We start from the raw sequence: 25124 nt of genomic DNA on the forward strand, positions 1-25124 counted from the left end.
CAGTTATTCACTATCGCCGTGTTTAAATCTCATCAGGTCGCGGCGCTCTTTCTTATCCGGTCGCCTGTCGGGATGCGGCATGGTTAACGCGTTCATCTTCCGCGCCAGCGCCATTTTCTCGCGTTTCTCGATGCTCTCCGCCGTCTCTTCATAAAGCGCGACGGCTTCACTGGCGGGTCTGCGCTGTTCGGTAATGCCCTTTACCACGATGGTTCGTTCGTCATTACCCTGGCGAAGCAGCAGGGTCGCGTTCAGCTCGACCACTTTGCCCGGCTTACTGCGTTGTCCGTTATAGTGCACCTTGCCGCCTTCAATCATCTCGCGCGCCAGCGCACGGGTTTTATAAATGCGGGCCGCCCACAGCCATTTGTCCAGCCTGACGGCTTCGACGGGTTTTTCTTTCATGGCCTCTCCTGTTATAGGGTCAGCGAGGGGATCAGATGCCGGTAGTCATTCAACCCCGGATGGCGAGCGTAGCTTTTTTCCGCCAGCCCGGAATCGGGGTTGGTGATACCGAGGCAATAGCGGATGCCGTACTCCGCCGCCGCGTCCAGAATCGCCTCGTTATCGTCGACGAAGAGCGTATTACGCGCGTCGAAGCCGGTTTCTTCAGCCACGGCGTGCCACAGCCGCTGATCTTCTTTCGGATAACCAAATGTGTGGGTGGAAAGCAATAAATCAAGGTGTGCATCCAGCCCGGTGTGCTTTAGCTTCACCGCCAGATTATGCGGATGGGCGTTGGTCAGCAAAATCCGCCGTTTGCCGCTGTTTTTTAGCGCCTCGAGGAACGGCACGGTATCTTCACGCAGCGCGGCCCTTGGCCCCTGCTCGCTGGTCATCGCGCAAATATCCAAACCCAGGCGCTCGCTCCAGTAGTCCAGGCAGTACCAGTTTAGCGTATGTTGCACCGCGTGGTACTCCTGGCGCATTGCGTCCCTGGCTTCCTGCAGGTTGAGACCCCGCGCGGCGCCCCAGGTTTCCGGCACCAGTTTTTGCCAGAAGTAGTTGTCGAAGGCGAGGTCGAGCAGCGTGCCGTCCATATCCAGCAGAACGGTATCAACCTCCTGCCAGGCGATATCAAAATGCATGGTGAGTCTCCAGCGAGGGGGAAATTGCGCGACAGGGTATCATACCCGGTCGCGCAGAAAATTATTCTTGCGGGTCCGGCGAGGAAAGGAGATCCGGATTCAGGCAGCTTTCGTAGTATTTCTGAATCTCTTCCTGACGCTGGCGATGGCGCTGATAGCGGCGAAAAGCCTGGAGGCCGTGATACGCCGTACAGCCCAGCATGGTCAGTAGCAGCAGCGTGGTGCCGAGATAGCGCCACAGACCGGTGCGATCGGGAATACGATGCAGGTTGATGTGCTGCGTCCCGTTGGCATCGGTATAAAGATTGGTGACGATGCCTTCTGCCTGGAACGGCGTGTGCATTAACATGCCCGCCAGGCGCTGCAGTTCGCTCCACTGCTGGTGTGCAGGGAAGTCGTATAACCCGGTGCCTGGCCATGGCTGATTCACCAGGTCGCTGCCTTCATCGCTGGCAATCAGGAAACCGCCGGGCGCCGGGCTATTCAGCGCCTGCGCCGCGCGCGAGGTTTCACGGCTGATGAACGGGGCGGTGGAGGTGGTGACCAGATTCTCCAGCGACTCCGCGCTTACCGGGCGTAACAGGACGTTGACGCCATCCAGCTTACCCGCGTTTGCGCGTTTGGTCAGGGTTTCCCAGTTGCGGGTATTACCGAGGTTAACCAGCGCATTCTTCAAACGAACGCAATCGTCTTTCGCAGAGCACAGGTCGTTAGTTTTGGTGACGATATCGCCAAAGTCATCCAGCAGCACCATGCCTGACTTCTGAATGGCGGAACGCAGCGCCGGGCTGACGCGCGAATCGTCATCGGATTCGGGATGGAGCTGGCTCTGAACGGTCTGCATCAGGGCGGTGGCCTTACTGACGATATCTGACTCCGGCAGCGGCAGGGGAGGGGCATCATTCCAGACGATTTGTGAACAATCGAACGGCATAAACGGCGAGTTCTCTTTTGCCGTCCAGGCGCCCGGCGAGTGGATGTTGCACATTCCAGTGCCTTTCAGGCGCAGCGTGTCGCCGATGCGAATCTTTGACTTCTCCAGCTGGGCAACCGTCGTGGCTTCGATAGTTTGTGCGCCCTTGAGCCATGAAAGGGTGAATTTAAAGGGCATATTCAGCGGTACGCTGGCCCACAGCATCACGACGACCAGCAGCGCGCCCAGGGCGATAATCGCGCTGCGGAGCCAGTACTGAAGCGGGAAGTTTTTAACCTCATCATGTAGCGACAGGAAGCGCCCCTGGCGGACAACGTGGCGGCTAAGATAGATGTCGATATCCGTTTGTTGGCCGAGGTCCTGCGCGATCCACGGCTGCCAGTGGCGCGGGTAGATAAGATCGATAATACCGAGGGAAATATTATTGATATGTTCCTGGTCGTTTTCACCAAACAGCCCCCAGCGTTTAGGCATGCCGCGCAGGCAGTGAATTTCCCGCAGCGATGTTTTACGTGGGGGGGCGTAAATACCCCATATGCCCGCAAGCAGGAGAAGCAACCCGCCGCCCAGTAGCCAGGGGGAAAAAACGTTGGGAGTCATCAGGCTGCAATAAAACAGCAGGAAAGCGGTGACCACCAGGATGGCTTCGCGCAGACCGTCAGGGCGGCTGAGCGCGTACTCTTCAGGGGTTTCCGGGCGGATGTTCAGCAGCTCAATTTGTTCGCTCTCTTCTCCGCGGATGGAAGCCTGAGGCACGGAGGATTTTTCAAGCGCCAACCCTCTGGACTCGTGCGGGTAGTCGCTGAGAGTTTGCCCGTTGAGAGCAATCACCAGCGGAAGGCTATCGGTGGAGATTAATTCGACGCTGTTTTCATCATTGATGTGTTGTTCCCAGAAGGGGGGAAGATGAATTTCCACGGAATCAAGGAAGTAGCGCCATTTGTTGAGGTCGTCGGTGGTGATGCCGTAACGAGTGATGGCTCGGGTGACGCTATAAACGGTCCCGCTCTGTTCGTTCAGGGTCAGGTTTACCGGCGCGCTGCTGGCGCCTGATGCCGGCAGCTGCTGGTTGCGGCTGAGACGGTCGAGGTATTTTTCTACGGCGCTGCGCTCTTCATCGGAAAGCTTGCGCGTCGCGGCATCGCTAAAGGCCTGCAGCAGCGGCAGGCGACGACGTCTTGCATGCGTGCGATACCACCACCCGATAAGCAATGCGCAGATTAGCAGAGCTATCAAAAATATCAGAAAGGTGCCCATGCCCATCCCATCATAGTTATTCTTTTCTTACTGGTATCGTCGGTTGCCATTCATCAATGGAGGTAAAACAGCCGTCGCAATCGGCACTCTGTTAAAGCGGGAACATCTCTTATGCAAAGCAGCAGCATACAACCTTATCAAAAACGTTAAAATCCAGGAATCAGTATATTCTCAAATACTATTCAACCTATTGACTTTTTAGTCATTGTGATAATCGGGCTCGGGACGGGAAAGTTGCAACTATGTAAATTAGTAGCGATTAGGATTGCCGAAACCGTGCTGCGTATCGCACAATGGCCGCTGTAATCACAGCATAGACCGATGACAATGAGCAAATCATTACAAAAACCCACTATTCTCAACGTTGAAACAGTCGCGCGCTCGCGCCTTTTTAATGTTGAAAGCGTGGACCTCGAGTTCAGCAACGGCGTGCGCCGAGTGTATGAACGGATGCGGCCTTCTACCCGTGAAGCCGTGATGATTGTGCCGATTGTCGATGACCATATAATCTTGATTCGCGAATACGCTGTCGGTACGGAATCCTATGAACTGGGCTTCTCAAAAGGCCTGATCGATCCGGGTGAAAGCGTACTGGAGGCCGCCAACCGCGAGCTAAAAGAAGAGGTCGGCTTTGGCGCGCAAAAACTGACGTTTTTGAAAAAGCTGAGCATGGCCCCCTCCTACTTCTCCAGCAAGATGAACATTCTGGTGGCGGAAGATCTTTATCCGGAATCGCTGCCCGGCGACGAGCCCGAGCCGCTGCCCCAGGTTCGCTGGCCGCTGTCGCAGCTGATGACGCTGCTTGATGAAGAAGACTTTAACGAAGCGCGTAACGTTAGTGCGCTGTTCCTGCTGCGCGAATGGCTGCAGGCTCAGGGGCGGCTGTAGCGTCACTCCCGGATAACGAAAAATGCCCCGCGGCTGCCTCACGGCGCCGTTGCGGTAGGTCGTGGTAAAGGCGCCAGCCGTGGCACGATATCTACAACCGGTTTTCCGTCAGCCAAAAAAAAGCGCCCGCAGGCGCTTTTTTTGTCAGAACAGTTCGTGGGTTTCCCCCCCGCCATCGGTAATGGTGGTGCCGACTTCATGAACCGCCTGCTGGGTAGGCTGAGTGCCCTCAATAAAGTACTCAGCGCGGCTGTTACCGCCGCTGGCCAACTGACCGGTACTGCGGTCAATGTTGACCGTAATAATACCCGGCGGCGGCGTAAGCGGTTCTTCCGGTACGCCTTGCAGCACGTTTTTCATAAAGTCATCCCAGGCCGGCTGAGCGCTTTTGGCGCCGCCTTCATAGCCCGATATCTGATCTTTGATTGCCCCGGAGGCAGTGGTGCGGCCAAGGTCGCGACGGTGGTCATCGAAGCCAATCCATACCGACGTCACCACGCCAGGGCCGTAGCCCGAGAACCACGCATCTTTTGAACTGTTGGTGGTCCCGGTTTTGCCGCCGATATCGTGACGCTGCAGATCGCGTCCCGCTCGCCAGCCGGTGCCCATCCAGCCCGGTTCGCCGAAGATATTAGTGTTCAGGGCGCTTTTAATCAGGAACGCCAGCGGGGTGTTGATCACGTGCGGCGCATACTCCGGTGCGCCACTTTGCGCCACCAGCGACTGGTTCGCCTGCGCCAGCTGCGGCTGCGGAGGAACGCCGGGGTTTTGCGGGTCCTGAGAGGTCGCTACGTCCTCAACGTCTTTGTTCTCGAGCACATCGGACTTCGGCGTATCGCCATAAATCACCGGAATATTGCACTGCGGGCAGGCAATTTTTGGCCGCTCTTCAAAAATGACGCCGCCCTGATCGTTCTCGATTTTGCTGATGAAATAAGGGCTGACCAGGAAACCGCCGTTAGCCATCACCGAATAGCCGCGAGCAACCTGAAGCGGGGTGAAAGACGCGGAGCCCAGCGCCAGCGATTCTGTCCGCACGATGTTCTGCGCCGGGAAGCCGAAGCGCTGGAGATACTCAGCCGCGTAGTCCACGCCCATGGCGCGCATCGCGCGAACCATGACAACGTTCTTTGATTGACCCAGCCCCTGACGCAGGCGGATAGGGCCCGCATACTGCGGCGGGGAGTTTTTTGGCCGCCAGTCGGAGCCGGAGCCGGCATCCCAGCGGGAAATCGGCACATCGTTGAGCATGCTCGCCAGCGTTAAGCCTTTATCCATTGCCGCTGTGTAGAGGAACGGCTTAATGTTAGAACCGACCTGGCGCAGCGCCTGAGTCGCGCGGTTGAACTTGCTCTGGTTGAAATCGAAGCCGCCGACCAGCGCAATGATCGCCCCGTTTTGCGGGTTGATCGATACCAGCGCCGAGTTGACATCAGGCACCTGCGATAGCCACCAGCTGCTACCCACCTGGCGAACCCACACCTGCTGCCCGGCCTGTACCACATCGTTCACTTTACGCGGCGTGGCGCCCTGTTGGGTATCAGAGATAAACCGACGCGCCCAGCGGACGCCTTCCATATTCAGCGACACCGAGGTGCCGTTGCTCATGAGTGCGACGGCTTCCTGCGGGCTTGCCGAAGTGACTACCGCCGGAGAGAGCGGTCCGGTACTCGGGGTTTTTTTCAGGGTATCGAGGATTTTCTGGTTATCCCACGGCGTTTCGCCCACCTTCCACAGCACCTTTTCCGGGCCGCGATAGCCGTGGCGCATGTCGTAATCCAGCACGTTATTCCGCACCGCCTGCTGGGCTGCCTGCTGATTTTTACGGGTAATGGTGGTGTAGACGCGATAACCGTCTTCATAAGCCTGCTCGCCGTAGCGGCTGACCATTTCCTGACGCACCATTTCGCTAAGATACGGGGAGGAGAAGGCGATTTCCGGCGTATGGTAGCTGGCGTCAATCGTCTGGCTACGCGCCTGATCGTACTGCGACTGCGTGATGTAGCCTTCGCTCAGCATCCGTGAGAGAACAACGTTGCGGCGGGCGGTTGCGCGATCCATGGAGTAGAGCGGGTTAAACGTCGACGGCGCTTTAGGCAGGCCCGCAATGACCGCCATTTCGCTCAGCGTAAGCTGATCGACGGATTTCCCAAAATAGACCTGCGCGGCCGCGCCGACGCCGTAGGCGCGGTAGCCAAGATAGATTTTGTTCAGGTACAGCTCAAGGATTTCATCTTTATTGAGCAACTGCTCGATGCGGATCGCGAGGAAGGCTTCTTTCACCTTACGCATCAGCGTCTTCTCAGGGCTCAGGAAGAAGTTGCGCGCCAGCTGCTGAGTAATCGTACTGGCGCCCTGCGAGGCGTGGCCGGAGAACATCGCGACGCTGGCCGCGCGGAAAATCCCGACCGGGTCAACGCCATGGTGCTCATAAAAACGGCTATCTTCGGTGGCGATAAACGCTTTTATCAGCTCAGGCGGCATTTGCTGCAGCGTGACGGGAATACGGCGTTTTTCGCCATATTGCGCAATCAGCTCGCCATCCGCGCTATAGACCTGCATCGGGATCTGCAGGCGCACATCCTTCAGGGTTGCGACGTCGGGGAGCTGCGGCTCTATATATTTATAGAGACCAAAAATCGAGCCTGCTCCCAGCAGTACGCAACAGACTGCAAGGATAAAAAGATACTTTACGAACTTCACCGGAGATTTCTCATTTAGTTTTCATTGGGCAGTTTATAAACAAACGCGCAGTAGTATAAAGGCAAGCCTGGAGCATTGATATAGCGAAGCATATCGGCGGATAAGGAGATCGTAGGCATGGCTTTTAGAAACTGGCGCATAGGAATGCATATTCAGCAGGACCATATTGCTATCGTCGCGTTATTACTCGAGCGTTCACGCTGGGCGCTACGTCGCTGGTGGAGTATCCCGCTGATGCCCGGCACCGTGCGGCAGGGCATCGTGGTGGACGTTGAGTCGCTGGCCCGCCAGCTGCAGTCCTGGCGGCGGGAGCTGCCTTTGCAGCATCAGGCGTGTATTGCCTTCCCGGCGGCGCGAACGCTGCAAAAGCAGCTTCCGCGCCCGCAGATTTCATTACGAGAAAGCGAGCAGGCGACCTGGATCGCCAGCGCGATGGCGCAGCAGCTGGAAATGCCCGCGTCATCGCTCTGCGTCGATTATGTGGACGCCAGAGCGGCCGATGGCTGGCGGGTCACCGCCGCGCAGCGCCTGGATATTAACGTCCTCGGCCAGCTGGCAAGCCGCCTTAAGCTGAAGGTGGTCGGAATTGTGCCGGACGCCAGCGCGCTTGGCGCCTTTTTCCCCTGGCTGCCCGTCGAGGTTCAGGGGCTGGCGTGGCGTGACGAAGCGAGCTGGCTTTGGGCGACCGCCGATAGCTGGGGATGCTGTCCATGCAGCGACGTACCCTCTTTTCCCGGCCTGGTTTCCCGGGTGAACGCCGGAGAGTTTCGCCTTTGCACCTCTGCCTCGCTCGACGGGCAGAATTTTGACGCATGGAGCGTCATTCATCGCCTGCAGCCCCCGCTCCCGGCCCGTGGCGATAGCTTTACCGTTGCCCTCGGCCTGGCGCTGGGAGCGGGTCAGCCATGAGCCACATCGTTAACTTCCTTCCCTGGCGCGAAACGCGTCGACGGCAACGTCTGCGGATGGCAGGACTGCTGATTGTGGGTTTGCTACTTATTCTGCTTGTGGCGATCCTCGCCTCACGGCTCAACAAACGGGCCAGCCACTCGCTTGAAACGGCGAGGATAAGCGCTGACGACCTGCTTTATAGCGCATTACAGCAGCGTGAACGCGCCATGCGCCAGCGCCTGCAGCAGCAGGAACAACGGCGCCTGCGCTATCTGCGGCGCGAGAGAACCGCCGCCTGGCAGCCAACGTTACAGGCGATAGCGTCGCGTATGCCGGAGCACGCCTGGTTAACGCTGCTGGAATACCGACAGAATACCCTGGTACTGAGCGGACTCACGTTGCATCTAAAGGGGCTGGCTGAGCTTGAAAAGGCGCTGGGGAGCGTTGCCGGCTTGCGTCCGCCAAAGGCGGGAGAAACGCACCGCGACAGCGAAGGGCGCTGGTTATTTCACTTTTCCATGGCCGAAGAGGACGACAATGCAGTGGGACGTTGAACGTTGGCTGACGGGGCGCAAATATCTGTTCATGATATCCGTCGCTCTGGTCCTCATCGCCGTAATCGGGTTCTGGCTACTGCTGCCTCTCCAGACAGAAACGTCGGCGGGGCGCTCGCCGCAGGTACAGGCGCAGTGGCGAAAACTGCTGCCGCTGCGTAGCGCTTTACAGACCGCCGGCATGGAGGAAGACGCGACCCAGGTTTTTACGCCTATTGATCTTCCGATTGCCGGGGCGACGCTTATCGCCTGGCGGCCAGGGGGCTCCGCAGGCGAGATGCAGCTGGCTGTTGACTGGCAAGCGGTGCCCGCGCTCTTTTCCTGGCTGGCTCGCTGCGGGATGCGCGCTACGGCTTTCTCCCTGCAGCCGGAAAAGCAGGCGTTACGGTTGACCCTGCATCTGGAGGCGGAAGATGCGCCTTAAATGGTGGTGTTGGCTGCTGTTCCCGCTCCCGCTGCTGGCTGAAGAGCGCGATCCGTTTCAGCCCCCGGTGGACCGCTGCCGGACGGCGCAGCTTAGCCAGTGGCGCTACGGCGGTGCTATCGGCGATTCGCTGGCGCTTATGGGTATCGTGCAGGATAGCGCCGGGAAATGGCGTCGCGTGAGGGCGGAGGCGATTTTGCCCACGGGCTGGCGGGTGACGCGCCTGACGCCAGAGAAAATGACAATATCAACCGGTCCTGGGTGTGAACCCGCACAGTGGGTCTGGCTGCGAAAGGGAATAAAGAATAATGCGATGGACAAGCCTGCTGTTTCTGCTCCTGCCGCTGATGGTCGTCGCGGCCAAAAAGGATCTTCCCGTGTCGCTGGTCGTCGATGATGCGCCGGTGTCTCAGGTACTGCAAACGCTGGCGGAGCTGAAGCAAAAAAATCTCGTGGTGGCTCCTGACGTCAGCGGTACGGTATCTCTTCATCTGAAGGAGGTGCCCTGGTTACAGGCGCTGCGCTCGGTTATCGACAGCGCCGGTCTGGCCCTGACTCAGCAAGGTTCGGTCCTGTACGTGCACACTCAGGCGTGGCAAAAGGCGCAGCGGCTGCAGCTGGAAGCGGAAAAAGCAAAGCGCCTGCAGAATCTTCCTTTGCAGGGGCATAGCGTGACCTTGCATTATGCGGATGCAGAAGATTTAGCGAAGGCGGGTGAAAAACTGCTCAGCGCTCGCGGGCATATGATGGTCGATAAGCGAACCAACCGCCTGTTGATTCGTGATGATGCCCGGCACCTCCCGGCGTTAAAAGCGTGGGCCCAGGAAATGGATGTGCCCGTCGGCCAGGTTGAGCTGGCGGCGCACATCGTCTCAATAAGCGAAACCAGCCTGCGCGAACTAGGCGTTAAGTGGAGCCTGGCCGACGCCAGCAGCCCGCCGGGCTCCGGTAAATTAACCACCTTGAGCAGCAACCTGGCGGTAGGGGATGCCAGCACGAGGGCCGGGTTTAACATCGGCCGTATCAGCGGGCGGCTTCTGGAGCTGGAACTTTCCGCGCTTGAGCAGAAGCAGCAGGTGGACATTATCGCCAGCCCTCGGCTGTTGGCTTCCCATATGCAGCCCGCCAGCATTAAGCAGGGCAGCGAGATACCTTATCAGGTCTCCAGCGGCGAAAGCGGGGCGACCTCCGTTGAGTTTAAAGAGGCGGTGCTGGGGATGGAGGTGACGCCGACGGTGCTGCATCACGATCGCGTGCGTTTAAAACTCAGGATTAGCGAAAATACGCCGGGCCAGGTGCTCAAACAGGAAAATGGTGAAGCGCTGGCTATCGATAAACAAGAAATAGAAACGCAGGTTGAAATGAAAAGCGGCGAGACCCTGGCGTTAGGCGGGATCTTTGCGCAGAAAAATAAAACGTCTCGCGGTGGTATTCCTCTCCTTAGCGACATCCCCTGGCTTGGTCAGTTATTTCGCCGTGACGGTAAGGATAACGAACGACGTGAACTGGTTGTCTTCATCACTCCACGTATTCTGGCAGTGCATTAAGCGGGTTTTTCATGCTAAACACGTTTCAGGTGTTTGACGTGAGGACGGATTTAGCATACAAGGGGTACCGATTTGAGAGTCGGGTACGACATCAATCCTCCCTTTCTTGTCCGGTGATTTATTCTGTTGCCAAACCAGCCGGAGTATTGAGATAATTTTTAGTCTGACTCTCGCTCTAATTGCATATGAGGTTTCAGTTCATGTCCTGCTGCGCTGGGTGTCTGCAAAGCGGGTTTACCATTAACGAATAGTCTTAGTAGTACCGAAAAAATGGCAGAGAAACGCAATATCTTTCTGGTTGGGCCTATGGGTGCCGGCAAAAGCACTATTGGGCGCCAGTTAGCCCAACAGCTCAACATGGAATTTTACGATTCCGATCAAGAAATTGAGAAACGCACTGGCGCAGATGTGGGTTGGGTCTTTGATGTAGAAGGCGAAGACGGCTTCCGCGACCGTGAAGAAAAAATCATCAATGAGTTGACGGAAAAACAGGGAATCGTGCTGGCAACCGGCGGTGGCTCTGTAAAATCCCGTGAAACGCGTAACCGTCTCTCCGCCCGCGGCGTGGTGGTCTACCTGGAAACAACTATCGAAAAGCAGCTTGCCCGTACGCAGCGCGATAAAAAGCGTCCTTTGCTGCAGGTTGATGCTCCGCCTCGCGAAGTACTGGAAGCGCTGGCGGATGAACGCAATCCGCTGTACGAAGAGATTGCAGATGTCACTATCCGCACTGACGATCAAAGCGCGAAAGTGGTAGCAAACCAGATTATTCATATGCTGGAAAGCAACTGATTCTGGCTTAATAAAGTGCGTCAGAGTAAAAGCAACTGAGGTGGACGTCGCGTTATGGAGAGGCTTACTGTAACCCTCGGGGAACGTAGTTACCCGATTACCATCGCGGCTGGTTTGTTTAACGATCCAGCTTCCTTCCTGCCACTGAAATCAGGCGACCAGGTCATGCTGGTCACCAATGAAACGCTGGCGCCGCTTTATCTGGATACCGTACGCTCCGTACTTGAGCAAGCGGGCGTAAAAGTCGATAGCGTGATTCTTCCCGACGGCGAGCAGTTTAAAAGCCTGGCGGTGATGGATACCGTTTTTACCGCGCTATTGCAAAAACCACACGGCCGCGACACGACGTTAGTGGCGCTCGGCGGTGGGGTGATTGGTGATTTAACGGGATTTGCAGCGGCCAGCTACCAGCGTGGCGTGCGCTTTATTCAGGTTCCTACCACTCTGCTGTCGCAGGTGGATTCTTCGGTCGGCGGCAAAACGGCCGTCAACCATCCTCTCGGCAAAAACATGATTGGCGCCTTCTGGCAGCCGGTTTCTGTTGTTGTCGATCTTAACTGTCTCAAAACGCTGCCGAAGCGTGAGCTCTCTTCCGGCCTGGCTGAAGTGATCAAGTACGGCGTTATTCTTGACGGCGAATTTTTCGACTGGCTGGAAAATAATATTGATGCATTGCTGGCGCTGGATGAAAAAGCGATGGCGTACTGTATCCGTCGCTGCTGTGAGCTGAAAGCTGAAGTTGTCGCCGCCGACGAGCGCGAAACCGGGTTACGTGCTTTACTCAATCTTGGCCATACTTTTGGTCATGCTATCGAAGCTGAGATGGGCTACGGTAACTGGTTACATGGTGAAGCGGTCGCTGCCGGTATGGTGATGGCGGCGCGTGCATCCGAACGTCTGGGGCGGTTTAATCCGCAGGATACGCAGCGCATTATTCATCTGCTGCGGCGTGCTGGCTTGCCGGTAAGTGGCCCGCAGGAGATGGCAGCAGAGGCGTATTTGCCCCATATGATGCGTGATAAAAAGGTGCTGGCGGGCGAGATGCGGCTGGTGCTACCCCTCGCGATAGGGAAGAGCGAGATACGCGGCGGAGTCCCGCATGATGTTGTTCTTGGCGCGATTGCTGATACTCAGCAGGCGCAACAATAAGAAGGTCTGGCCGCGTTCGCGCGGCGTTATCATTTCGGGTGACGTGCAATAGTCGTGAGCATAAGCCTTTTAGTGGGGTGTTAAATGGATGAATTAAAACCAGAAGACGATATGAAAGCCGATCGCAGCGATCGTCGTACTGGTCGTTCTCGTCAGTCTTCAGAGCGTGATGCCGATCCGCAAATCAATTTTGATGATGTCGAACTTGATGATGCTGACGATGGTCGCCCGACGCGCGGCAGCAAAGCACGCCGTGAGCGCGATGAAGAACAGTATGAAGAGTACGAAGAAGAAGTAGAGTCTGACGAAGACGATGACGAAGAGCGTCAGGTTGAGCGTCGTCCTCGTAAGCGTAAGAAGGCGCCTGCGAAACCGGCTTCCCGTCAGTACATCATGATGGGCGTGGGGATCCTCGTTCTGCTGCTGCTGATCGTTGGCGTGGGTTCCGCGCTGAAATCACCATCCTCATCCAGCGAGCAAACGGCTTCCGGCGAGAAGAGCATCAACCTGTCCGGCGAGCAGGACAATAATAATACCCAGCCTGCTGCTCAGGATTCATCAGCGGCAAACAACGCGCAGCCGCAGGATGTTTCTCTGCCGCCTATCGCGTCTAACCCGACTCAAGGTCAGGCGACGGCTGAACCCCAAGGCCAGCAGCGCGTTGAGGTTCAGGGCGATCTGAACAATGCGCTGACCCAGCAGCAGGGTCAGATTGATAGCGCGGTCGCGAATTCTACTCTGCCAACTGAACCAGCCACCGTTGCGCCAGTGCGCAATGGCACCGCGGCCCCGCGCCAGGCGACGACAGAGCGTCAGACGGCGGCGACACCGCGCCCGGCGGAGCGTAAGCATACGGTTATCGAACCGAAACCGCAGGCCACGGCGAAAGCGCCGACCCAGCCGAAGCCGGCAGCGGTCCAGCCTAAGCGTGTCGAAAACGTCGCGACCACGACGCCGGCAGCCGCGCAGCCGACTAAGCCTGCCGCAACTGCCCAGGCCAAACCAGCCGCGACTACCGCGCCTGCTGCGACCGCGACCACTGCGCCAGCAGCAACTGCCGCTGCCGCTGCCGCTCCGGCTGCTACGGCCGCTGCGGGTAAAAGTGCGGGTGACGTCAGTTCGATGAAATCTGCGCCGTCCGGTCACTACACGCTGCAGCTCAGCAGCTCTTCTAACTACAACAACCTCAACAGTTGGGCGAAGAAAGAGAAGCTGGAAAAATATGTTGTCTATGAGACTACGCGTAACGGTCAGCCCTGGTATGTCCTGGTGAGCGGCATCTACGCTTCGAAAGATGAAGCGAAACGTGCTGTTGCTACGCTGCCAGCAGATGTACAGGCAAAAAATCCGTGGGCAAAACCGCTGCATCAGGTTCAGTCTGACCTGAAATAATGCCGCAGTGTAGTCTGAAGCGCAGGATGCTGTCGGAGCTTTCTCCACAGCCGGAGAATGTGTAATTAGTTAGGCAGCATGAAAAAGAATCGCGCTTTTCTGAAATGGGCAGGGGGTAAATACCCCCTGCTTGACGATATTAAGAAGCATTTGCCGCAGGGCGACTGCTTGATTGAGCCTTTTGTGGGCGCCGGGTCGGTATTTCTGAATACCGACTTTTCTCGTTATATCCTCGCTGATATCAATAGTGATTTGATTAGTCTGTATAACATCGTCAAGCTGCGTACCGATGACTATGTTACGGCGGCGCGTGAGATGTTTACGCCAGAGAACAACGTCGCAGAGCAGTATTATCGGTTCCGTGATGAGTTCAACCAGAGTCAGGAGCCGCTGCGTCGCGCGGTGCTGTTCCTGTATCTGAATCGTCATGGCTACAATGGCCTGTGTCGCTACAATCTGCGCGGTGAGTTTAACGTGCCGTTTGGTCGCTATAAGAAGCCCTATTTTCCCGAAGCTGAGCTGTATCATTTCGCGGAGAAGGCGCAGCATGCAGAGTTTCATTGTGAATCTTATGAAGAGTGCATGAAGCGGGCAGATAATCGCTCCGTTGTTTACTGCGATCCGCCCTATGCGCCGCTGTCATCAACGGCGAATTTTACGGCTTATCATACGAATAGCTTTAGCCAGGAGCAGCAGGAGCTGCTGGCTAAAAAGGCGGAATCGCTGATGAAAAAGCGCATTCCAGTGCTGATTTCAAACCATCGCACGCCGCTCACTGAGGAGTGGTACAAAAACGCCGCTGAGACGCATATTGTGAAGGTTCGACGCAGCATCAGCAGCAACGGTGGTACACGTAAGAAGGTGGACGAGCTTCTGGCTCTGTACCGTCCGCCCAAGACCAAATAAATTTCAAGGAGATGCGGATGAAGCAGTATTTGATTGCCCCTTCGATTCTGTCGGCTGATTTTGCCCGTCTGGGCGAGGATACCGCCAATGCGTTGGCTGCGGGTGCGGATGTTGTGCACTTTGACGTGATGGACAACCACTACGTGCCGAATCTGACCATTGGTCCGATGGTGCTTAAATCACTGCGAAATTACGGTATCACCGCGCCGATTGATGTGCATTTGATGGTCAAGCCCGTTGACCGCATCGTTCCTGATTTTGCCGCCGCGGGCGCCAGCATCATTACTTTCCATCCGGAAGCTTCTGAACACGTTGACCGCACGCTGCAGCTTATCAAAGAGCACGGCTGTAAAGCCGGTCTGGTGTTTAACCCGGCCACTTCCCTGAGCTACCTCGACTACGTGATGGATAAGCTGGATGTCATCCTGCTGATGTCCGTCAACCCAGGCTTTGGCGGTCAGTCTTTTATTCCGCACACCCTGGAAAAACTGCGTGAAGTTCGTCGTCGCATTGATGAATCCGGCTACGACATCCGTCTGGAAGTCGACGGCGGCGTAAAAGTCAGCAATATCGCTGAGATTGCCGCAGCCGGTGCGGATATGTTTGTTGCCGGATCGGCCATTTTCGATCAGCCTGACTACAAAAAAGTGGTCGATCAAATGCGTAGCGAATTAGCAAAGGTTAGCCATGGATAAGTTACAAAATATTCGCGGCGTGGCGTTCGATCTCGACGGGACGCTGGTAGACAGCGCGCCGGGATTGACCGCTGCCGTTGATAACGCCCTGTATGCGCTGGAACTGCCGATGGCGGGCGAAGAGCGCGTCGTGACCTGGATTGGCAACGGCGCTGACGTTCTGATCCAGCGGGCTCTGACCTGGGCCCGTCAGGAGCGCGCGGCGCTGAGAGCGGCGCAGGGTAAACCTTCCGTCGATCATGACGATATCCCGCAGGCTGAACAGCAGGCCATTTTGCGCAAGCTGTTCGATCGCTACTATGGCGAAGTGGCGGAAGAGGGGAGCTTTTTGTTTCCTGCCGTTGCCGATACGCTGGGTGCGCTGCACGCAAAGGGCCTGCCGCTGGCGCTGGTAACCAATAAACCGACGCCGTTTGTCGCGCCGATTCTGGCGTCGCTGGATATCGCGAAATATTTTACCGTTGTTATCGGCGGCGATGATGTAAAAAACAAAAAACCTCATCCGGAACCGCTGCTTCTGGTCGCGGAGAAACTGGGGCTGGCACCCGCGGATCTGCTGTTCGTTGGCGACTCGCGCAACGATATTCAGGCCGCGAAGGCCGCGGGCTGCAGCTCGATCGGCCTGACCTACGGCTACAACTACGGCGAGCCGATTTCGCTGAGCGAGCCGGATTATATCTTTGACCAATTTAATGAACTCTTGCCCGCTTTCGGGCTACCGTACAGTGAAACTCAGGAATAAAAAATGACTAAGCCCATCGTTTTTAGTGGCGCACAGCCCTCCGGTGAATTGACCATTGGCAACTATATGGGTGCGCTGCGTCAGTGGGTAAACATGCAGGACGATTACCACTGCATTTACTGCATCGTTGACCAGCACGCGATTACCGTTCGTCAGGACCCGCAGCAGCTGCGTAAGGCCACGCTGGACACGCTGGCGCTGTATCTGGCGTGCGGTATCGACCCGCAAAAAAGCACCATCTTCGTTCAGTCCCACGTGCCGGAGCACGCGCAGCTCGGCTGGGCGCTGAACTGCTACACCTATTTCGGCGAACTGAGCCGTATGACCCAGTTTAAAGACAAGTCATCGCGCTATGCGGAAAACATTAACGCTGGTCTGTTTGACTATCCGGTACTGATGGCTGCCGACATTCTGCTGTATCAGACTAACCAGGTCCCGGTTGGCGAAGACCAGAAACAGCACCTGGAGCTGAGCCGCGATGTCGCCCAGCGTTTCAACGCTATCTACGGCGACGTGTTTAAAGTGCCGGAACCGTTTATTCCAAAATCCGGCGCGCGCGTGATGTCGCTGCTGGAGCCGACCAAAAAGATGTCCAAGTCAGATGATAACCGCAACAACGTTATCGGCCTGCTGGAAGACCCGAAATCGGTGGTGAAGAAGATCAAACGCGCGGTCACCGACTCCGACGAGCCGCCGGTTGTTCGCTACGACATCCAGAACAAAGCGGGCGTCTCCAACCTGCTGGATATCCTCTCTGCCGTTACCGGCCAGAGCATTCCAGAGCTGGAGCAGCATTTTGAAGGCAAAATGTACGGTCACCTGAAGGGCGAAGTGGCTGAAGCCGTTTCCGGCATGCTGACCGAACTGCAGGAGCGCTATCACCGATTCCGCGGTGATGAAGCATTCCTCAATCAGGTCATGAAAGAGGGTGCGGAGAAAGCCAGCGCTCGCGCTTCCGTTACCCTGAAAGCGGTTTACGAAGCGATTGGTTTCGTCGCTAAGCCCTGAGCAATTTGCTGGTCTCAGCGCAATAAAAAGCCGGGTGCAATGCATCCGGCTTTTTAATTTGTGAGCGGTTTTGAGCTACATCAGCGTCATTAATGGTTGGAGAACCAGTTTAGCTTATCGCGCAGGCCGACCACGCGGCCGACAATAATCAGCGCCGGGCTGGCCATTTGCTGGGCCAGAATATCCAATTGCTCTAACGTGCCGGTGACAACCTTCTGCGTTATCGCCGTTCCGTTTTCAACGATGGCTGCGGGCATATCCGCAGCCATGCCGTGGGCAATCAGTTTTTCCCGGATCGCCGGGGCCTGGTTCAGGCCCATATAAAACACCAGGGTTTGCTTTTCAACCGCCAGGTTTTCCCAGTCCAGCTCGCCGCCGGTCTTAAGGTGGCCGGTAACCAGGCGCACGCCCTGGGCAAAATCCCGGTGGGTCAGGGGAATGCCCGAGTAGGCGGAACAGCCTGAGGCCGCGGTAATTCCTGGTACAACGGAGAACGGAATACCGGCATGGCACAAGGTTTCCAGCTCTTCGCCGCCGCGGCCAAAGATAAACGGATCGCCGCCTTTCAGTCGTACAACGCGTTTCCCCCCCTGGGCTTCGCGCAGCAGAATCTGGTTAATCTCTTCCTGCGGTACGCAGTGGTAGCCCGAGCGTTTACCCACGAAGACCCGGTCGGCATCGCGGCGCACCAGATTCATGATATCGTCGGAGACCAGGCGGTCATAAACCACGACATCGGCCTGCTGTATTTGCTGCAGGCCTTTGAGGGTCAGCAGTCCGGCGTCGCCGGGGCCGGCGCCCACCAGTACCACTTCACCGCGATGATCCAGCGGCTCGGTCAGCAGCTGCTCCGTGGCGTCAGCGACGGCCTGGCGGTCCTCGTTGGCCAGCGACTGCGCCAGCCTGTCGTTAACAAACAGTTTCTCCCAAAAGCGTCGGCGCTCGCCGACGGTGGCAAACTGTTTCTTTACTCTTGAGCGCAGCTGACCTGCGTAGTGGGCCAGCTGGCCTAAATGCAGCGGTAAAACTGATTCCAGCTTTTCGCGCAGCAGGCGCGCCAGAACCGGCGAGGTGCCGCCGGATGAGACGGCCACCATCAGCGGCGAGCGGTCGATAATCGACGGCATAATAAAGCTGGCCTGCTGAGGGGCGTCGACCACGTTACAAAATATTCGCCTTTCTTCCGCTGACGCGCTGACTCGTTGATTAACCGCTTCGTTGTCGGTTGCGGCAATGGCCAGCCAGCAGTTATCCAGCAGAGCAGGATTAAACTCCCCCTGAACCAGGGTCAGCATGTTTGCATCGGCCCATACCTGGAATTGCGGCACAAAATCCAGGGCATTGACCGTTAATCTGGCGCCAGCGTCCAGTAACAGGCGAGCTTTACGTTCAGCCACATCGCCGCCGCCGACTAACAGGCAGTCGCGATCGCGTAATTGGCAAAATATAGGCAAATGGTCCACGACATTCCCTCTTAATTATTGGCAGCAGCCTTAGAATCTGGCTATCAGGCTATCTTATTTATCAGGTTGAACCTGGGCAATGTTCAACCTGCCTGCACCGATTACGTCTACTGAGCCAGACTCTTAGTCTCGTTAGTTTTTTCCGGGGCGGGGCGCTCCGATTGCGGCGTAGCATACCAATAACCCAATCCCATAAATACGACACCGGACAAAGTATTGCCGAGTGTTACCCATAACAGATTGTGACCGATTCCCGCAAGCGTGTAGGCATCGCTATGATGGCCAAACCAGGAGAGGGCGAACAGCGTCATATTCGCGACGGAGTGCTCATAGCCGGACGCGATAAACGCCAGCAGACACCACCAGATAGCAATAAATTTTGCCGCGCCTTCGGTACGGATTGCCATCCAGATCGCCAGACACACCAGCCAGTTACACAGTGCGCCTTTGAAAAAGAGCGCCATCGCGGATTGGCTGGTTTTTGCCAGCGCGACGGTGTGGACGAGGCTGGTATCGACCGGCAGCAGGCTGCCGCCGCCCCAGCTATACAGCAGCGCCACGAAAACGGAACCCGCAAGGTTACCCATCCAGGTTTGCGGCAGAATCGCCCACATCTGCCCCTGGCTGATGGTCCCCGCCTTCACGCCCAGGGTCAGGAACATGGTGTGGCCAGTGAACAATTCAGAGCCGGCGATAATCACCAGCGTTAACGCAATGCCAAAGGTGGCGCCCATCACCAGCGGGCGAACGGCAGGGTCGAGCAGGTTGCCGAGGGTGAATATAAGAATGATGCCGAGGCCGACGTAGGCGCCCGCCATCATGGCGCTGACCCAGAAGCTGAGTGGATGATTGGCCGAGAGGCGCGCAATGCGCCCGGCGTTGGCCGCGCACTTGTTTATTGTGTCCGTAAACATAGGAGTTCCTTTAGCACCTCATCCCTTGCGCTGGCTCTTGGTTAGCTGCCTTCGCGATGCAGTACAAATGACGTTGTGCCATCAATTGAAGAAAAAAATGCAAAAAAAGGGAGGCGTTGCGCCTCCCATAAAGTGATTAACCGCGTAGCTGCACGACGCCGTCTTTCACTCGGGCTTCATAGTGCGCCACCGAATGGCTTTCATCTTCCATACACAGGCCGTCGCGCAGGCGGAAGCGCTGCTTTTTCAGCGGACTGGCCACCCACAGTTCGCCCTGATGCTCGGCGATCAGGCCGCGAGACAGGACGCTGGATTCAAAGAACGGGTCGATATTGCTAATCGCAAACACCTGGTCGCCGTGATAGGGGCGGAAAATCGCCACCTGTTTGTCGCCTAACAGCGCGCAGACGCCGGTTTCCGGCAAGATGTCATCGAGTTTGCAGATGTTTTTCCACTGGCTCATGCGTTTTCCTCCACCAGAGTTACCGGGATACGTTCGTAGGGCGCGGCCGGGCGATGCTGTTCACGCTCAGGGACCACCTGGACGTTCGGATCGCGCTTATCGCTGTTGATGAAGTGTTTAAAGCGCACCTGGGCCGCTGGGGTGTTAACGGTTTCCGTCCACTCGCAGACTACCGCTTCACGCAGGCGGGCCATCTCTTCTTCCAGATGTTCGTTCAGGCCCAGCTTGTCGTCGATGATGACCGACTTCAGATAATCGATGCCGCCTTCCAGGTTATCCAGCCACGGCGCGGTACGGGTCAGTTTGTCGGCGGTACGGATATAGAACATCATGAAGCGGTCGAGGTATTTCATCAGCGTTTCGCGGTCAAGATCCGCTGCCAGCAGATCCGCGTGGCGCGGCTTCATGCCGCCGTTGCCGCAGACGTAAAGGTTCCAGCCTTTCTCAGTGGCGATGATGCCGACGTCTTTACCCTGGGCTTCCGCACATTCGCGGGTACAGCCGGAGACGCCAAACTTCATTTTATGCGGCGTACGAATGCCTTTGTAGCGGTTTTCCAGCTCGACGCCGAAACCCACGCTGTCGCCTACGCCGTAGCGGCACCAGGTGCTGCCTACGCAGGTTTTCGCCATCCGCAGCGCCTTGGCATACGCGTGACCGGTTTCGAAGCCCGCGTCGATCAACTGACGCCAGATTTCCGGCAGATCGTCTTTTTGCGCGCCGAACAGGCCGATACGCTGAGAGCCGGTGATCTTGGTGTACAGATTAAATTCGCGGGCGATACGGCCGACGGCCACCAGGCCTTCCGGCGTGATTTCGCCGCCCGCAGAGCGCGGGATAACGGAGTAGGTGCCGTCTTTCTGGATGTTGGCCAGGAAGTTGTCGTTGGTATCCTGCAGCGGGGTATGCTGCGGCTTGAGGATATATTCGTTCCAGCAGGAAGCCAGCAGCGAGCCCACGGTCGGTTTACACACTTCGCAGCCGTAGCCTTTACCGTGTTTCGCCAGCAGCTCTTCAAAGGTTTTGATGCCTTCCACCCGGATGAGGTGGAACAGTTCCTGACGGGAGTACGCAAAGTGCTCGCACAGGTTATTGTTGACTTCGATGCCCTGTTTCGCCAGTTCGGCGTTGAGCACCTGAGTCACCAGCGGGATACAGCCGCCGCAGCCGGTACCGGCTTTGGTTTCCGCTTTCAGCGCCGCCACCGTGTGGCAGCCTTTATTAATAGCGGCAATCAATGCGCCCTTGGTGACGTCAAAGCAGGAGCAAATTTGTGCGCTGTCCGGCAGTTTATCGACGCCGATGGACGGCTTACCGCTGCCCGCGTGCGCTGGGAGGATCAGCGAGTCCGGGTTTTCCGGCAGTTCGATGGCGTTCAGCACCAGCTGCAGCAGGTTGCCGTAATCGCTGGTATCGCCCACCAGCACCGCGCCGAGCAGGGTCTTGTTGTCAGGGCTGACGATAAGGCGTTTGTAGACCTCTTTGCTTTCGTCGAGGTAAACGTAGCTGCGCGCGCCCGGCGTACGACCGTGAGCGTCGCCAATGCCGCCGACGTCAACGCCCAGCAGCTTCAGCTTGGCGCTAAGATCCGCGCCCTCAAAGGCGTTTTCGGTCTGGAGGATATGGTCAACGGTAACCTGAGCCATTTTGTAGCCCGGGGCGACCAGGCCGTAAACGCGGTTGTTCCAGCTGGCGCATTCACCGATGGCGTAGATATCCGGGTCAGAGGTCTGGCAGGCGTCGTTAATCACGATGCCGCCGCGCGGAGCGACTTCCAGACCGCACTGGGTGGCCAGCTTATCGCGCGGGCGGATACCGGTAGAGAAGACGATAAAGTCGACTTCCAGCTCGCTGCCGTCGGCAAAACGCATGGTTTTACGCGCTTCGGTACCTTCCTGAACGATCTCTTTGGTGTTTTTGCTGGTGTGCACCCGCACGCCCATGCTTTCAATCTTACGGCGCAGCTGTTCGCCACCCATCTGATCCAGCTGTTCCGCCATCAGCATGGGGGCGAATTCAATCACGTGGGTCTCAACGCCGAGGTTTTTTAGCGCGCCCGCGGCTTCGAGGCCTAACAGACCGCCGCCGACGACGGCGCCGCGCTTGCTGCGACGGGCGCAGGCTTCAATCGCGTTCAGGTCTTCAATGGTGCGATAAACAAAGCAGTCCTGAGTTTCAGAACCTTTTATCGGCGGGATCCACGGATAGGAGCCGGTTGCCATAATCAGCTTGTCATAGAAAACGGTACGGCCCGCGCTGGAGTGAATAACCTTCTCCTGGCGGTTGATGGTGATGGCGCGTTCGCCGACCAGCACCTTAACGCCGTGCTTCTCGTAGAAACCTTCCCGTACCAAAGAGAGTTCTTCGGCGGTATGGTGAGAGAAGTAGGAGGAGAGGTGCACGCGGTCGTAGGCGATACGGGGTTCTTCACAGAAGACGGTAATATCGAACAGGCTGGCGTCGGATTTATCAAGAAGGTCCTCAATAAAGCGGTGGCCGACCATACCATTACCAATGATAGCGAGTCTGACTTTGCTCATTTTTGCCTCGATTTCTTTTATATTACCGCCTACCTTAACGATTCAGCCGCGACACTTATTGATGCAAATCAATTACACCTTTACCTACTACTTAAGTGGTATGTTTATGATTTGTCAGTATTTTTATAAGTGACGGAAAACGCTGGCTTTTCCTTTTTGCTTTTTTTATGTACAAAATTAGCAACGGATACCCGCGGCGGGTTGAGTAAAACTTCAGCAACAATTACGGGAGTCATCGATATGACAGCAGCGCCGCTTTGGTTAATTGAGAACGTTCGTCTGCCCGATCGCGAAGGGTTATGGCAGATAGCGATAGACAAGGGGCGCTTCGGGGATATCACCCCTATGGGGGAGGCGCGCAAAGAGAATTTTGAAGTGCTGAACGCCCGCGGCGGACTGGCCATCCCCCCTTTTATTGAGCCGCATATCCACCTTGATACGACCCAAACCGCCGGAGAGCCGAACTGGAACCAGTCCGGGACGCTGTTTGAAGGGATTGAGCGTTGGGCTGAGCGTAAGGCTTTATTGAGCCATGAGGACGTTAAAGCCCGCGCGTGGAAGACGCTGAAGTGGCAGATCGCCAACGGCATCCAGTTTGTGCGTACCCACGTTGATGTTTCCGATCCGACGCTGACCGCACTCAAAGCCATGCTGGAGGTAAAACAGGAGGTCGCGCCGTGGGTCGAGCTGCAGATTGTCGCCTTCCCCCAGGAGGGCATTTTATCCTACCCCAATGGTGAGGCCCTGCTGGAAGAGGCGCTGCGTCTGGGGGCCGACGTGGTGGGCGCGATTCCGCATTTTGAATTTACGCGCGAATATGGCGTGGAATCCCTGAACATCGCTTTCCGTCTGGCGAAAAAGTATCAGCGGCCTCTGGATATCCACTGCGATGAAATTGATGATGAACAGTCGCGGTTCGTTGAAACCGTGGCGGCCCTGGCGTTAAAAGAGGGGATAGGGTCGCAAGTGACCGCCAGCCATACCACCGCGATGCACTCCTACAATGGCGCCTATACGTCACGTCTTTTTCGTTTGCTGAAGCTCTCTGGCATTAACTTCGTCGCTAACCCGCTGGTCAATATTCACCTCCAGGGACGCTTTGACGACTATCCGAAGCGTCGCGGTATCACGCGCGTGAAGGAGCTGATGGCGGCGGGCATTAACGTCTGCTTTGGCCATGACGATGTATTTGACCCCTGGTATCCGCTGGGGACCGGCAATATGCTGCAGGTGCTGCACATGGGTCTGCACGTTTGCCAGATGATGGGCTATCAGCAGATTAACGAGGGACTGAAGCTGGTCACGGAAAATAGCGCGCGCACGTTTGGCCTGAGCGATTATGGTATTGCGACGGGGAACACGGCGAATCTGGTGATTCTGCCCGCGGAAAACGGGTTTGAGGCCGTGCGTTGTCAGGTTCCGGTGCGTTGGTCAATCCGCCAGGGGAGAGTCATTGCCACCACGCAGCTGGCGCAAACTTGGGTTCAGATGGATCGGGGCGGGGAGGAGCTGTTCTTTACCCGAAATAGCCCCTTTGCCGGAACAAAGGGGCCTGAGGCTTAGTGCGATTCCGCTGCCGCGTTGTTCTGACGGTGGCGGGAGACGAAGCCGAGGATCAGACACATCACAAACACCACGGCATAGAGGCCGTTAGCGGTATGCAGCGCTGCCAGCGGACCGCTGGCGGCAACGATAGGGCCGGTCACGACGAAAGTCAGCATAGTACCCACGGTGCCGCAGGTCAGAATGAAGTTCACCAGCTTCGGCGACGACACTCGGGTTTGCTGTGAACCCAGGGTGATGATCGACGTATAGATGGCGCTGGAGAAGAAGCCGAGGGTCAGAATAAACCACGGCATATGCTCCGGCGAACCGTTGATAAACAGATACATCAGTACCGTCGCTACGCCCGCCAGCACGGTCAGAATACGCTGCAGGTCGAAGAAGCGCAGGATGAAGCTGAAAGACCACATGCCGATCATGTACGACATCCAGAAATCGCTCACCAGTTTACCCGCGTCGCCAAGACTCATGCCCAGGCCTTTGGCGTATTCCGGCACCCAGGAGATGAAGCCCAGCTGACCGAGGATGTAGCATAGCGCAGCGATGGAGAGGAACAGCACGCCGATACCCCATTTCTCTTTCACTACCGGCTGGCTATCCTGCAGGGCTTTTTTGCCCAATACCGGGAATTCGCAGCCGCAGGTCAGAATGAAAATAGCGACGTAGACCAGGCCGATGCAGGTATAAACCCAGTACCATTCGATGCTGCGCGCCAGCAGATAAGCGGCCAGCATCGGGAAGATCATCCCCGCCATGCTGAAGAAGGAGTCGGTGAACAGCAGACGCGCTCCGCGCTGACGGCCTTCATACATATGGGTGATCAGGAAGGTACCAATCGACATGGTAATCCCGCTGACCAGGCCAAGCACGAACATCGAAGCGGAAAACAGCGCCAGGCTGTGGCTGAACATTAAACCCGCGACGGCCAGAACCATCAGGATAAAGCCAAAACGCAGCTGGGTTTTCAGCGGAACAATTTCCATCAGCCAGGCGTTCAGGAAGATAGAGATCAGGATACCGGCATTAAGGAAAGTAAAGGTGTTGCTCATACTGGAAACGGGCAGATGAAAATAATCTGCGATATTTCCCATCACCATCCCGGTGACAATCACCAACGCGCCGGTCAGGGCGTAGGAGAAGAAGCTGATCCATGTGAGCTTGATACGATTGCTGTTAGTCATGACTGGCCTGTGAATAGAAATGTAAAGCGC

23 protein-coding genes are annotated in these 25124 nt (G+C 56.7%); 14 read left to right on the top strand and 9 right to left on the bottom strand.

Translation table 11 applies throughout. From position 1 onward, the window contains the following. Positions 1-3: 3 nt before the first annotated feature. The 3 genes from hslR to ABLU96_RS04490 all read right to left on the bottom strand — a co-directional run bounded on the left by hslR (position 4) and on the right by ABLU96_RS04490 (position 3279). Positions 4-405 (bottom strand): ribosome-associated heat shock protein Hsp15, encoded by a 402-nt coding sequence (gene hslR / locus ABLU96_RS04480; protein WP_014227064.1) that lies wholly within the window; start codon positions 403-405, stop codon positions 4-6. Between the two features lie 11 nt (positions 406-416). Continuing rightward, positions 417-1088: a GMP/IMP nucleotidase gene (gene yrfG, locus ABLU96_RS04485; RefSeq protein WP_029946960.1), complete on the bottom strand. Its 672-nt coding sequence runs from the start codon at positions 1086-1088 to the stop codon at positions 417-419. A 61-nt stretch (positions 1089-1149) separates the two neighbouring features. Then, on the bottom strand, positions 1150-3279 hold the full coding sequence (locus tag ABLU96_RS04490) for an intracellular growth attenuator family protein (protein ID WP_064406485.1): 2130 nt from the start codon (positions 3277-3279) through the stop codon (positions 1150-1152). A 327-nt stretch (positions 3280-3606) separates the two neighbouring features. Between ABLU96_RS04490 and nudE the strand changes: the two genes are divergently transcribed. Next, the gene (gene nudE / locus ABLU96_RS04495) at positions 3607-4167 is read left to right on the top strand and encodes an ADP compounds hydrolase NudE (protein WP_004854946.1); all 561 of its coding nucleotides are present in this window, start codon (positions 3607-3609) and stop codon (positions 4165-4167) included. A 144-nt stretch (positions 4168-4311) separates the two neighbouring features. Here the strand turns inward: nudE and mrcA are convergent, their stop codons facing one another. Beyond that, positions 4312-6870, bottom strand: a complete 2559-nt coding sequence (gene mrcA / locus ABLU96_RS04500) for a peptidoglycan glycosyltransferase/peptidoglycan DD-transpeptidase MrcA (protein WP_009654857.1) — start codon at positions 6868-6870, stop codon at positions 4312-4314. A 117-nt stretch (positions 6871-6987) separates the two neighbouring features. Here mrcA and ABLU96_RS04505 point away from each other — a divergent pair, with 117 nt between their 5' ends. From ABLU96_RS04505 to trpS, 12 genes are all read left to right on the top strand, one after another. Then, complete coding sequence (locus ABLU96_RS04505; protein ID WP_049084395.1) at positions 6988-7779, top strand: hypothetical protein; 792 nt, start codon at positions 6988-6990, stop codon at positions 7777-7779. Then, positions 7776-8315, top strand: a complete 540-nt coding sequence (locus ABLU96_RS04510) for a PilN domain-containing protein (protein ID WP_047722861.1) — start codon at positions 7776-7778, stop codon at positions 8313-8315. Before ABLU96_RS04505 ends, ABLU96_RS04510 begins: the two co-directional genes overlap by 4 nt. Next, complete coding sequence (locus tag ABLU96_RS04515; RefSeq protein ID WP_064406488.1) at positions 8299-8739, top strand: hypothetical protein; 441 nt, start codon at positions 8299-8301, stop codon at positions 8737-8739. Before ABLU96_RS04510 ends, ABLU96_RS04515 begins: the two co-directional genes overlap by 17 nt. Then, positions 8729-9136, top strand: coding sequence for a HofP DNA utilization family protein (locus ABLU96_RS04520; protein WP_014839685.1), 408 nt, complete (start codon positions 8729-8731; stop codon positions 9134-9136). Before ABLU96_RS04515 ends, ABLU96_RS04520 begins: the two co-directional genes overlap by 11 nt. Continuing rightward, positions 9045-10286, top strand: a complete 1242-nt coding sequence (hofQ, locus tag ABLU96_RS04525; RefSeq protein ID WP_348862345.1) for a DNA uptake porin HofQ — start codon at positions 9045-9047, stop codon at positions 10284-10286. Before ABLU96_RS04520 ends, hofQ begins: the two co-directional genes overlap by 92 nt. Positions 10287-10556: 270 nt before the next feature. Then, entirely contained in the window at positions 10557-11078 is a 522-nt protein-coding gene (gene aroK / locus ABLU96_RS04530) for a shikimate kinase AroK (RefSeq protein ID WP_004106441.1), read from the top strand. 54 nt (positions 11079-11132) lie between these two features. After that, positions 11133-12227, top strand: coding sequence for a 3-dehydroquinate synthase (gene aroB, locus ABLU96_RS04535; RefSeq protein WP_048263507.1), 1095 nt, complete (start codon positions 11133-11135; stop codon positions 12225-12227). Positions 12228-12311: 84 nt separating this feature from the next. After that, complete coding sequence (damX, locus tag ABLU96_RS04540) at positions 12312-13619, top strand: cell division protein DamX (RefSeq protein WP_064406490.1); 1308 nt, start codon at positions 12312-12314, stop codon at positions 13617-13619. 78 nt (positions 13620-13697) lie between these two features. Further along, on the top strand, positions 13698-14525 hold the full coding sequence (gene dam / locus ABLU96_RS04545; protein WP_025107840.1) for an adenine-specific DNA-methyltransferase: 828 nt from the start codon (positions 13698-13700) through the stop codon (positions 14523-14525). A gap of 17 nt (positions 14526-14542) precedes the next feature. Further along, a complete protein-coding gene (rpe, locus tag ABLU96_RS04550; RefSeq protein ID WP_004126039.1) occupies positions 14543-15220 on the top strand; it encodes a ribulose-phosphate 3-epimerase in 678 nt (225 codons plus the stop codon). Continuing rightward, entirely contained in the window at positions 15213-15962 is a 750-nt protein-coding gene (gene gph / locus ABLU96_RS04555) for a phosphoglycolate phosphatase (RefSeq protein ID WP_025107839.1), read from the top strand. Before rpe ends, gph begins: the two co-directional genes overlap by 8 nt. 3 nt (positions 15963-15965) lie before the next feature. Next, entirely contained in the window at positions 15966-16970 is a 1005-nt protein-coding gene (trpS, locus tag ABLU96_RS04560; RefSeq protein WP_004854910.1) for a tryptophan--tRNA ligase, read from the top strand. A gap of 89 nt (positions 16971-17059) precedes the next feature. Here the strand turns inward: trpS and cysG are convergent, their stop codons facing one another. The 4 genes from cysG to nirB form a co-directional block, all read right to left on the bottom strand. Further along, complete coding sequence (gene cysG / locus ABLU96_RS04565) at positions 17060-18433, bottom strand: siroheme synthase CysG (protein ID WP_004854905.1); 1374 nt, start codon at positions 18431-18433, stop codon at positions 17060-17062. Between the two features lie 107 nt (positions 18434-18540). Beyond that, positions 18541-19347: a nitrite transporter NirC gene (gene nirC / locus ABLU96_RS04570; RefSeq protein WP_032751537.1), complete on the bottom strand. Its 807-nt coding sequence runs from the start codon at positions 19345-19347 to the stop codon at positions 18541-18543. 136 nt (positions 19348-19483) lie between these two features. Continuing rightward, positions 19484-19810, bottom strand: a complete 327-nt coding sequence (nirD, locus tag ABLU96_RS04575; RefSeq protein ID WP_004854898.1) for a nitrite reductase small subunit NirD — start codon at positions 19808-19810, stop codon at positions 19484-19486. Next, positions 19807-22350 carry an NADPH-nitrite reductase large subunit gene (nirB, locus tag ABLU96_RS04580; protein WP_032751535.1) on the bottom strand — a complete coding sequence of 848 codons (2544 nt, stop codon included), beginning with the start codon at positions 22348-22350 and terminating at the stop codon, positions 19807-19809. The genes nirD and nirB overlap by 4 nt, the downstream gene beginning before the upstream one ends. Before the next feature lie 240 nt (positions 22351-22590). Between nirB and ABLU96_RS04585 the strand changes: the two genes are divergently transcribed. After that, positions 22591-23913, top strand: coding sequence for a cytosine deaminase (locus ABLU96_RS04585; protein ID WP_064406492.1), 1323 nt, complete (start codon positions 22591-22593; stop codon positions 23911-23913). Here the strand turns inward: ABLU96_RS04585 and tsgA are convergent. Further along, the gene (gene tsgA, locus ABLU96_RS04590; protein ID WP_064406494.1) at positions 23910-25094 is read right to left on the bottom strand and encodes an MFS transporter TsgA; all 1185 of its coding nucleotides are present in this window, start codon (positions 25092-25094) and stop codon (positions 23910-23912) included. The two genes, ABLU96_RS04585 and tsgA, sit on opposite strands and share 4 nt — an antisense overlap. Positions 25095-25124: the final 30 nt, after the last annotated feature.

It is taken from the genome of Klebsiella sp. CN_Kp106, assembly GCF_040064575.1.
In the GTDB taxonomy this organism is placed as follows: Bacteria; Pseudomonadota; Gammaproteobacteria; order Enterobacterales; family Enterobacteriaceae; genus Klebsiella; species Klebsiella michiganensis.

Excerpts from the sequence above, each read along its gene's own strand:
- hslR (WP_014227064.1), bottom strand. The coding sequence starts at position 405 with ATGAAAGAAAAACCCGTCGAAGCCGTCAGGCTGGACAAATGGCTGTGG.
- yrfG (WP_029946960.1), bottom strand. The coding sequence starts at position 1,088 with ATGCATTTTGATATCGCCTGGCAGGAGGTTGATACCGTTCTGCTGGAT.
- ABLU96_RS04490 (WP_064406485.1), bottom strand. The coding sequence starts at position 3,279 with ATGGGCACCTTTCTGATATTTTTGATAGCTCTGCTAATCTGCGCATTG.
- nudE (WP_004854946.1), top strand. The coding sequence starts at position 3,607 with ATGAGCAAATCATTACAAAAACCCACTATTCTCAACGTTGAAACAGTC.
- ABLU96_RS04505 (WP_049084395.1), top strand. The coding sequence starts at position 6,988 with ATGGCTTTTAGAAACTGGCGCATAGGAATGCATATTCAGCAGGACCAT.
- ABLU96_RS04510 (WP_047722861.1), top strand. The coding sequence starts at position 7,776 with ATGAGCCACATCGTTAACTTCCTTCCCTGGCGCGAAACGCGTCGACGG.
- ABLU96_RS04515 (WP_064406488.1), top strand. The coding sequence starts at position 8,299 with ATGCAGTGGGACGTTGAACGTTGGCTGACGGGGCGCAAATATCTGTTC.
- ABLU96_RS04520 (WP_014839685.1), top strand. The coding sequence starts at position 8,729 with ATGCGCCTTAAATGGTGGTGTTGGCTGCTGTTCCCGCTCCCGCTGCTG.
- aroK (WP_004106441.1), top strand. The coding sequence starts at position 10,557 with ATGGCAGAGAAACGCAATATCTTTCTGGTTGGGCCTATGGGTGCCGGC.
- aroB (WP_048263507.1), top strand. The coding sequence starts at position 11,133 with ATGGAGAGGCTTACTGTAACCCTCGGGGAACGTAGTTACCCGATTACC.
- damX (WP_064406490.1), top strand. The coding sequence starts at position 12,312 with ATGGATGAATTAAAACCAGAAGACGATATGAAAGCCGATCGCAGCGAT.
- dam (WP_025107840.1), top strand. The coding sequence starts at position 13,698 with ATGAAAAAGAATCGCGCTTTTCTGAAATGGGCAGGGGGTAAATACCCC.
- rpe (WP_004126039.1), top strand. The coding sequence starts at position 14,543 with ATGAAGCAGTATTTGATTGCCCCTTCGATTCTGTCGGCTGATTTTGCC.
- gph (WP_025107839.1), top strand. The coding sequence starts at position 15,213 with ATGGATAAGTTACAAAATATTCGCGGCGTGGCGTTCGATCTCGACGGG.
- trpS (WP_004854910.1), top strand. The coding sequence starts at position 15,966 with ATGACTAAGCCCATCGTTTTTAGTGGCGCACAGCCCTCCGGTGAATTG.
- nirC (WP_032751537.1), bottom strand. The coding sequence starts at position 19,347 with ATGTTTACGGACACAATAAACAAGTGCGCGGCCAACGCCGGGCGCATT.
- nirD (WP_004854898.1), bottom strand. The coding sequence starts at position 19,810 with ATGAGCCAGTGGAAAAACATCTGCAAACTCGATGACATCTTGCCGGAA.
- nirB (WP_032751535.1), bottom strand. The coding sequence starts at position 22,350 with ATGAGCAAAGTCAGACTCGCTATCATTGGTAATGGTATGGTCGGCCAC.
- ABLU96_RS04585 (WP_064406492.1), top strand. The coding sequence starts at position 22,591 with ATGACAGCAGCGCCGCTTTGGTTAATTGAGAACGTTCGTCTGCCCGAT.
- tsgA (WP_064406494.1), bottom strand. The coding sequence starts at position 25,094 with ATGACTAACAGCAATCGTATCAAGCTCACATGGATCAGCTTCTTCTCC.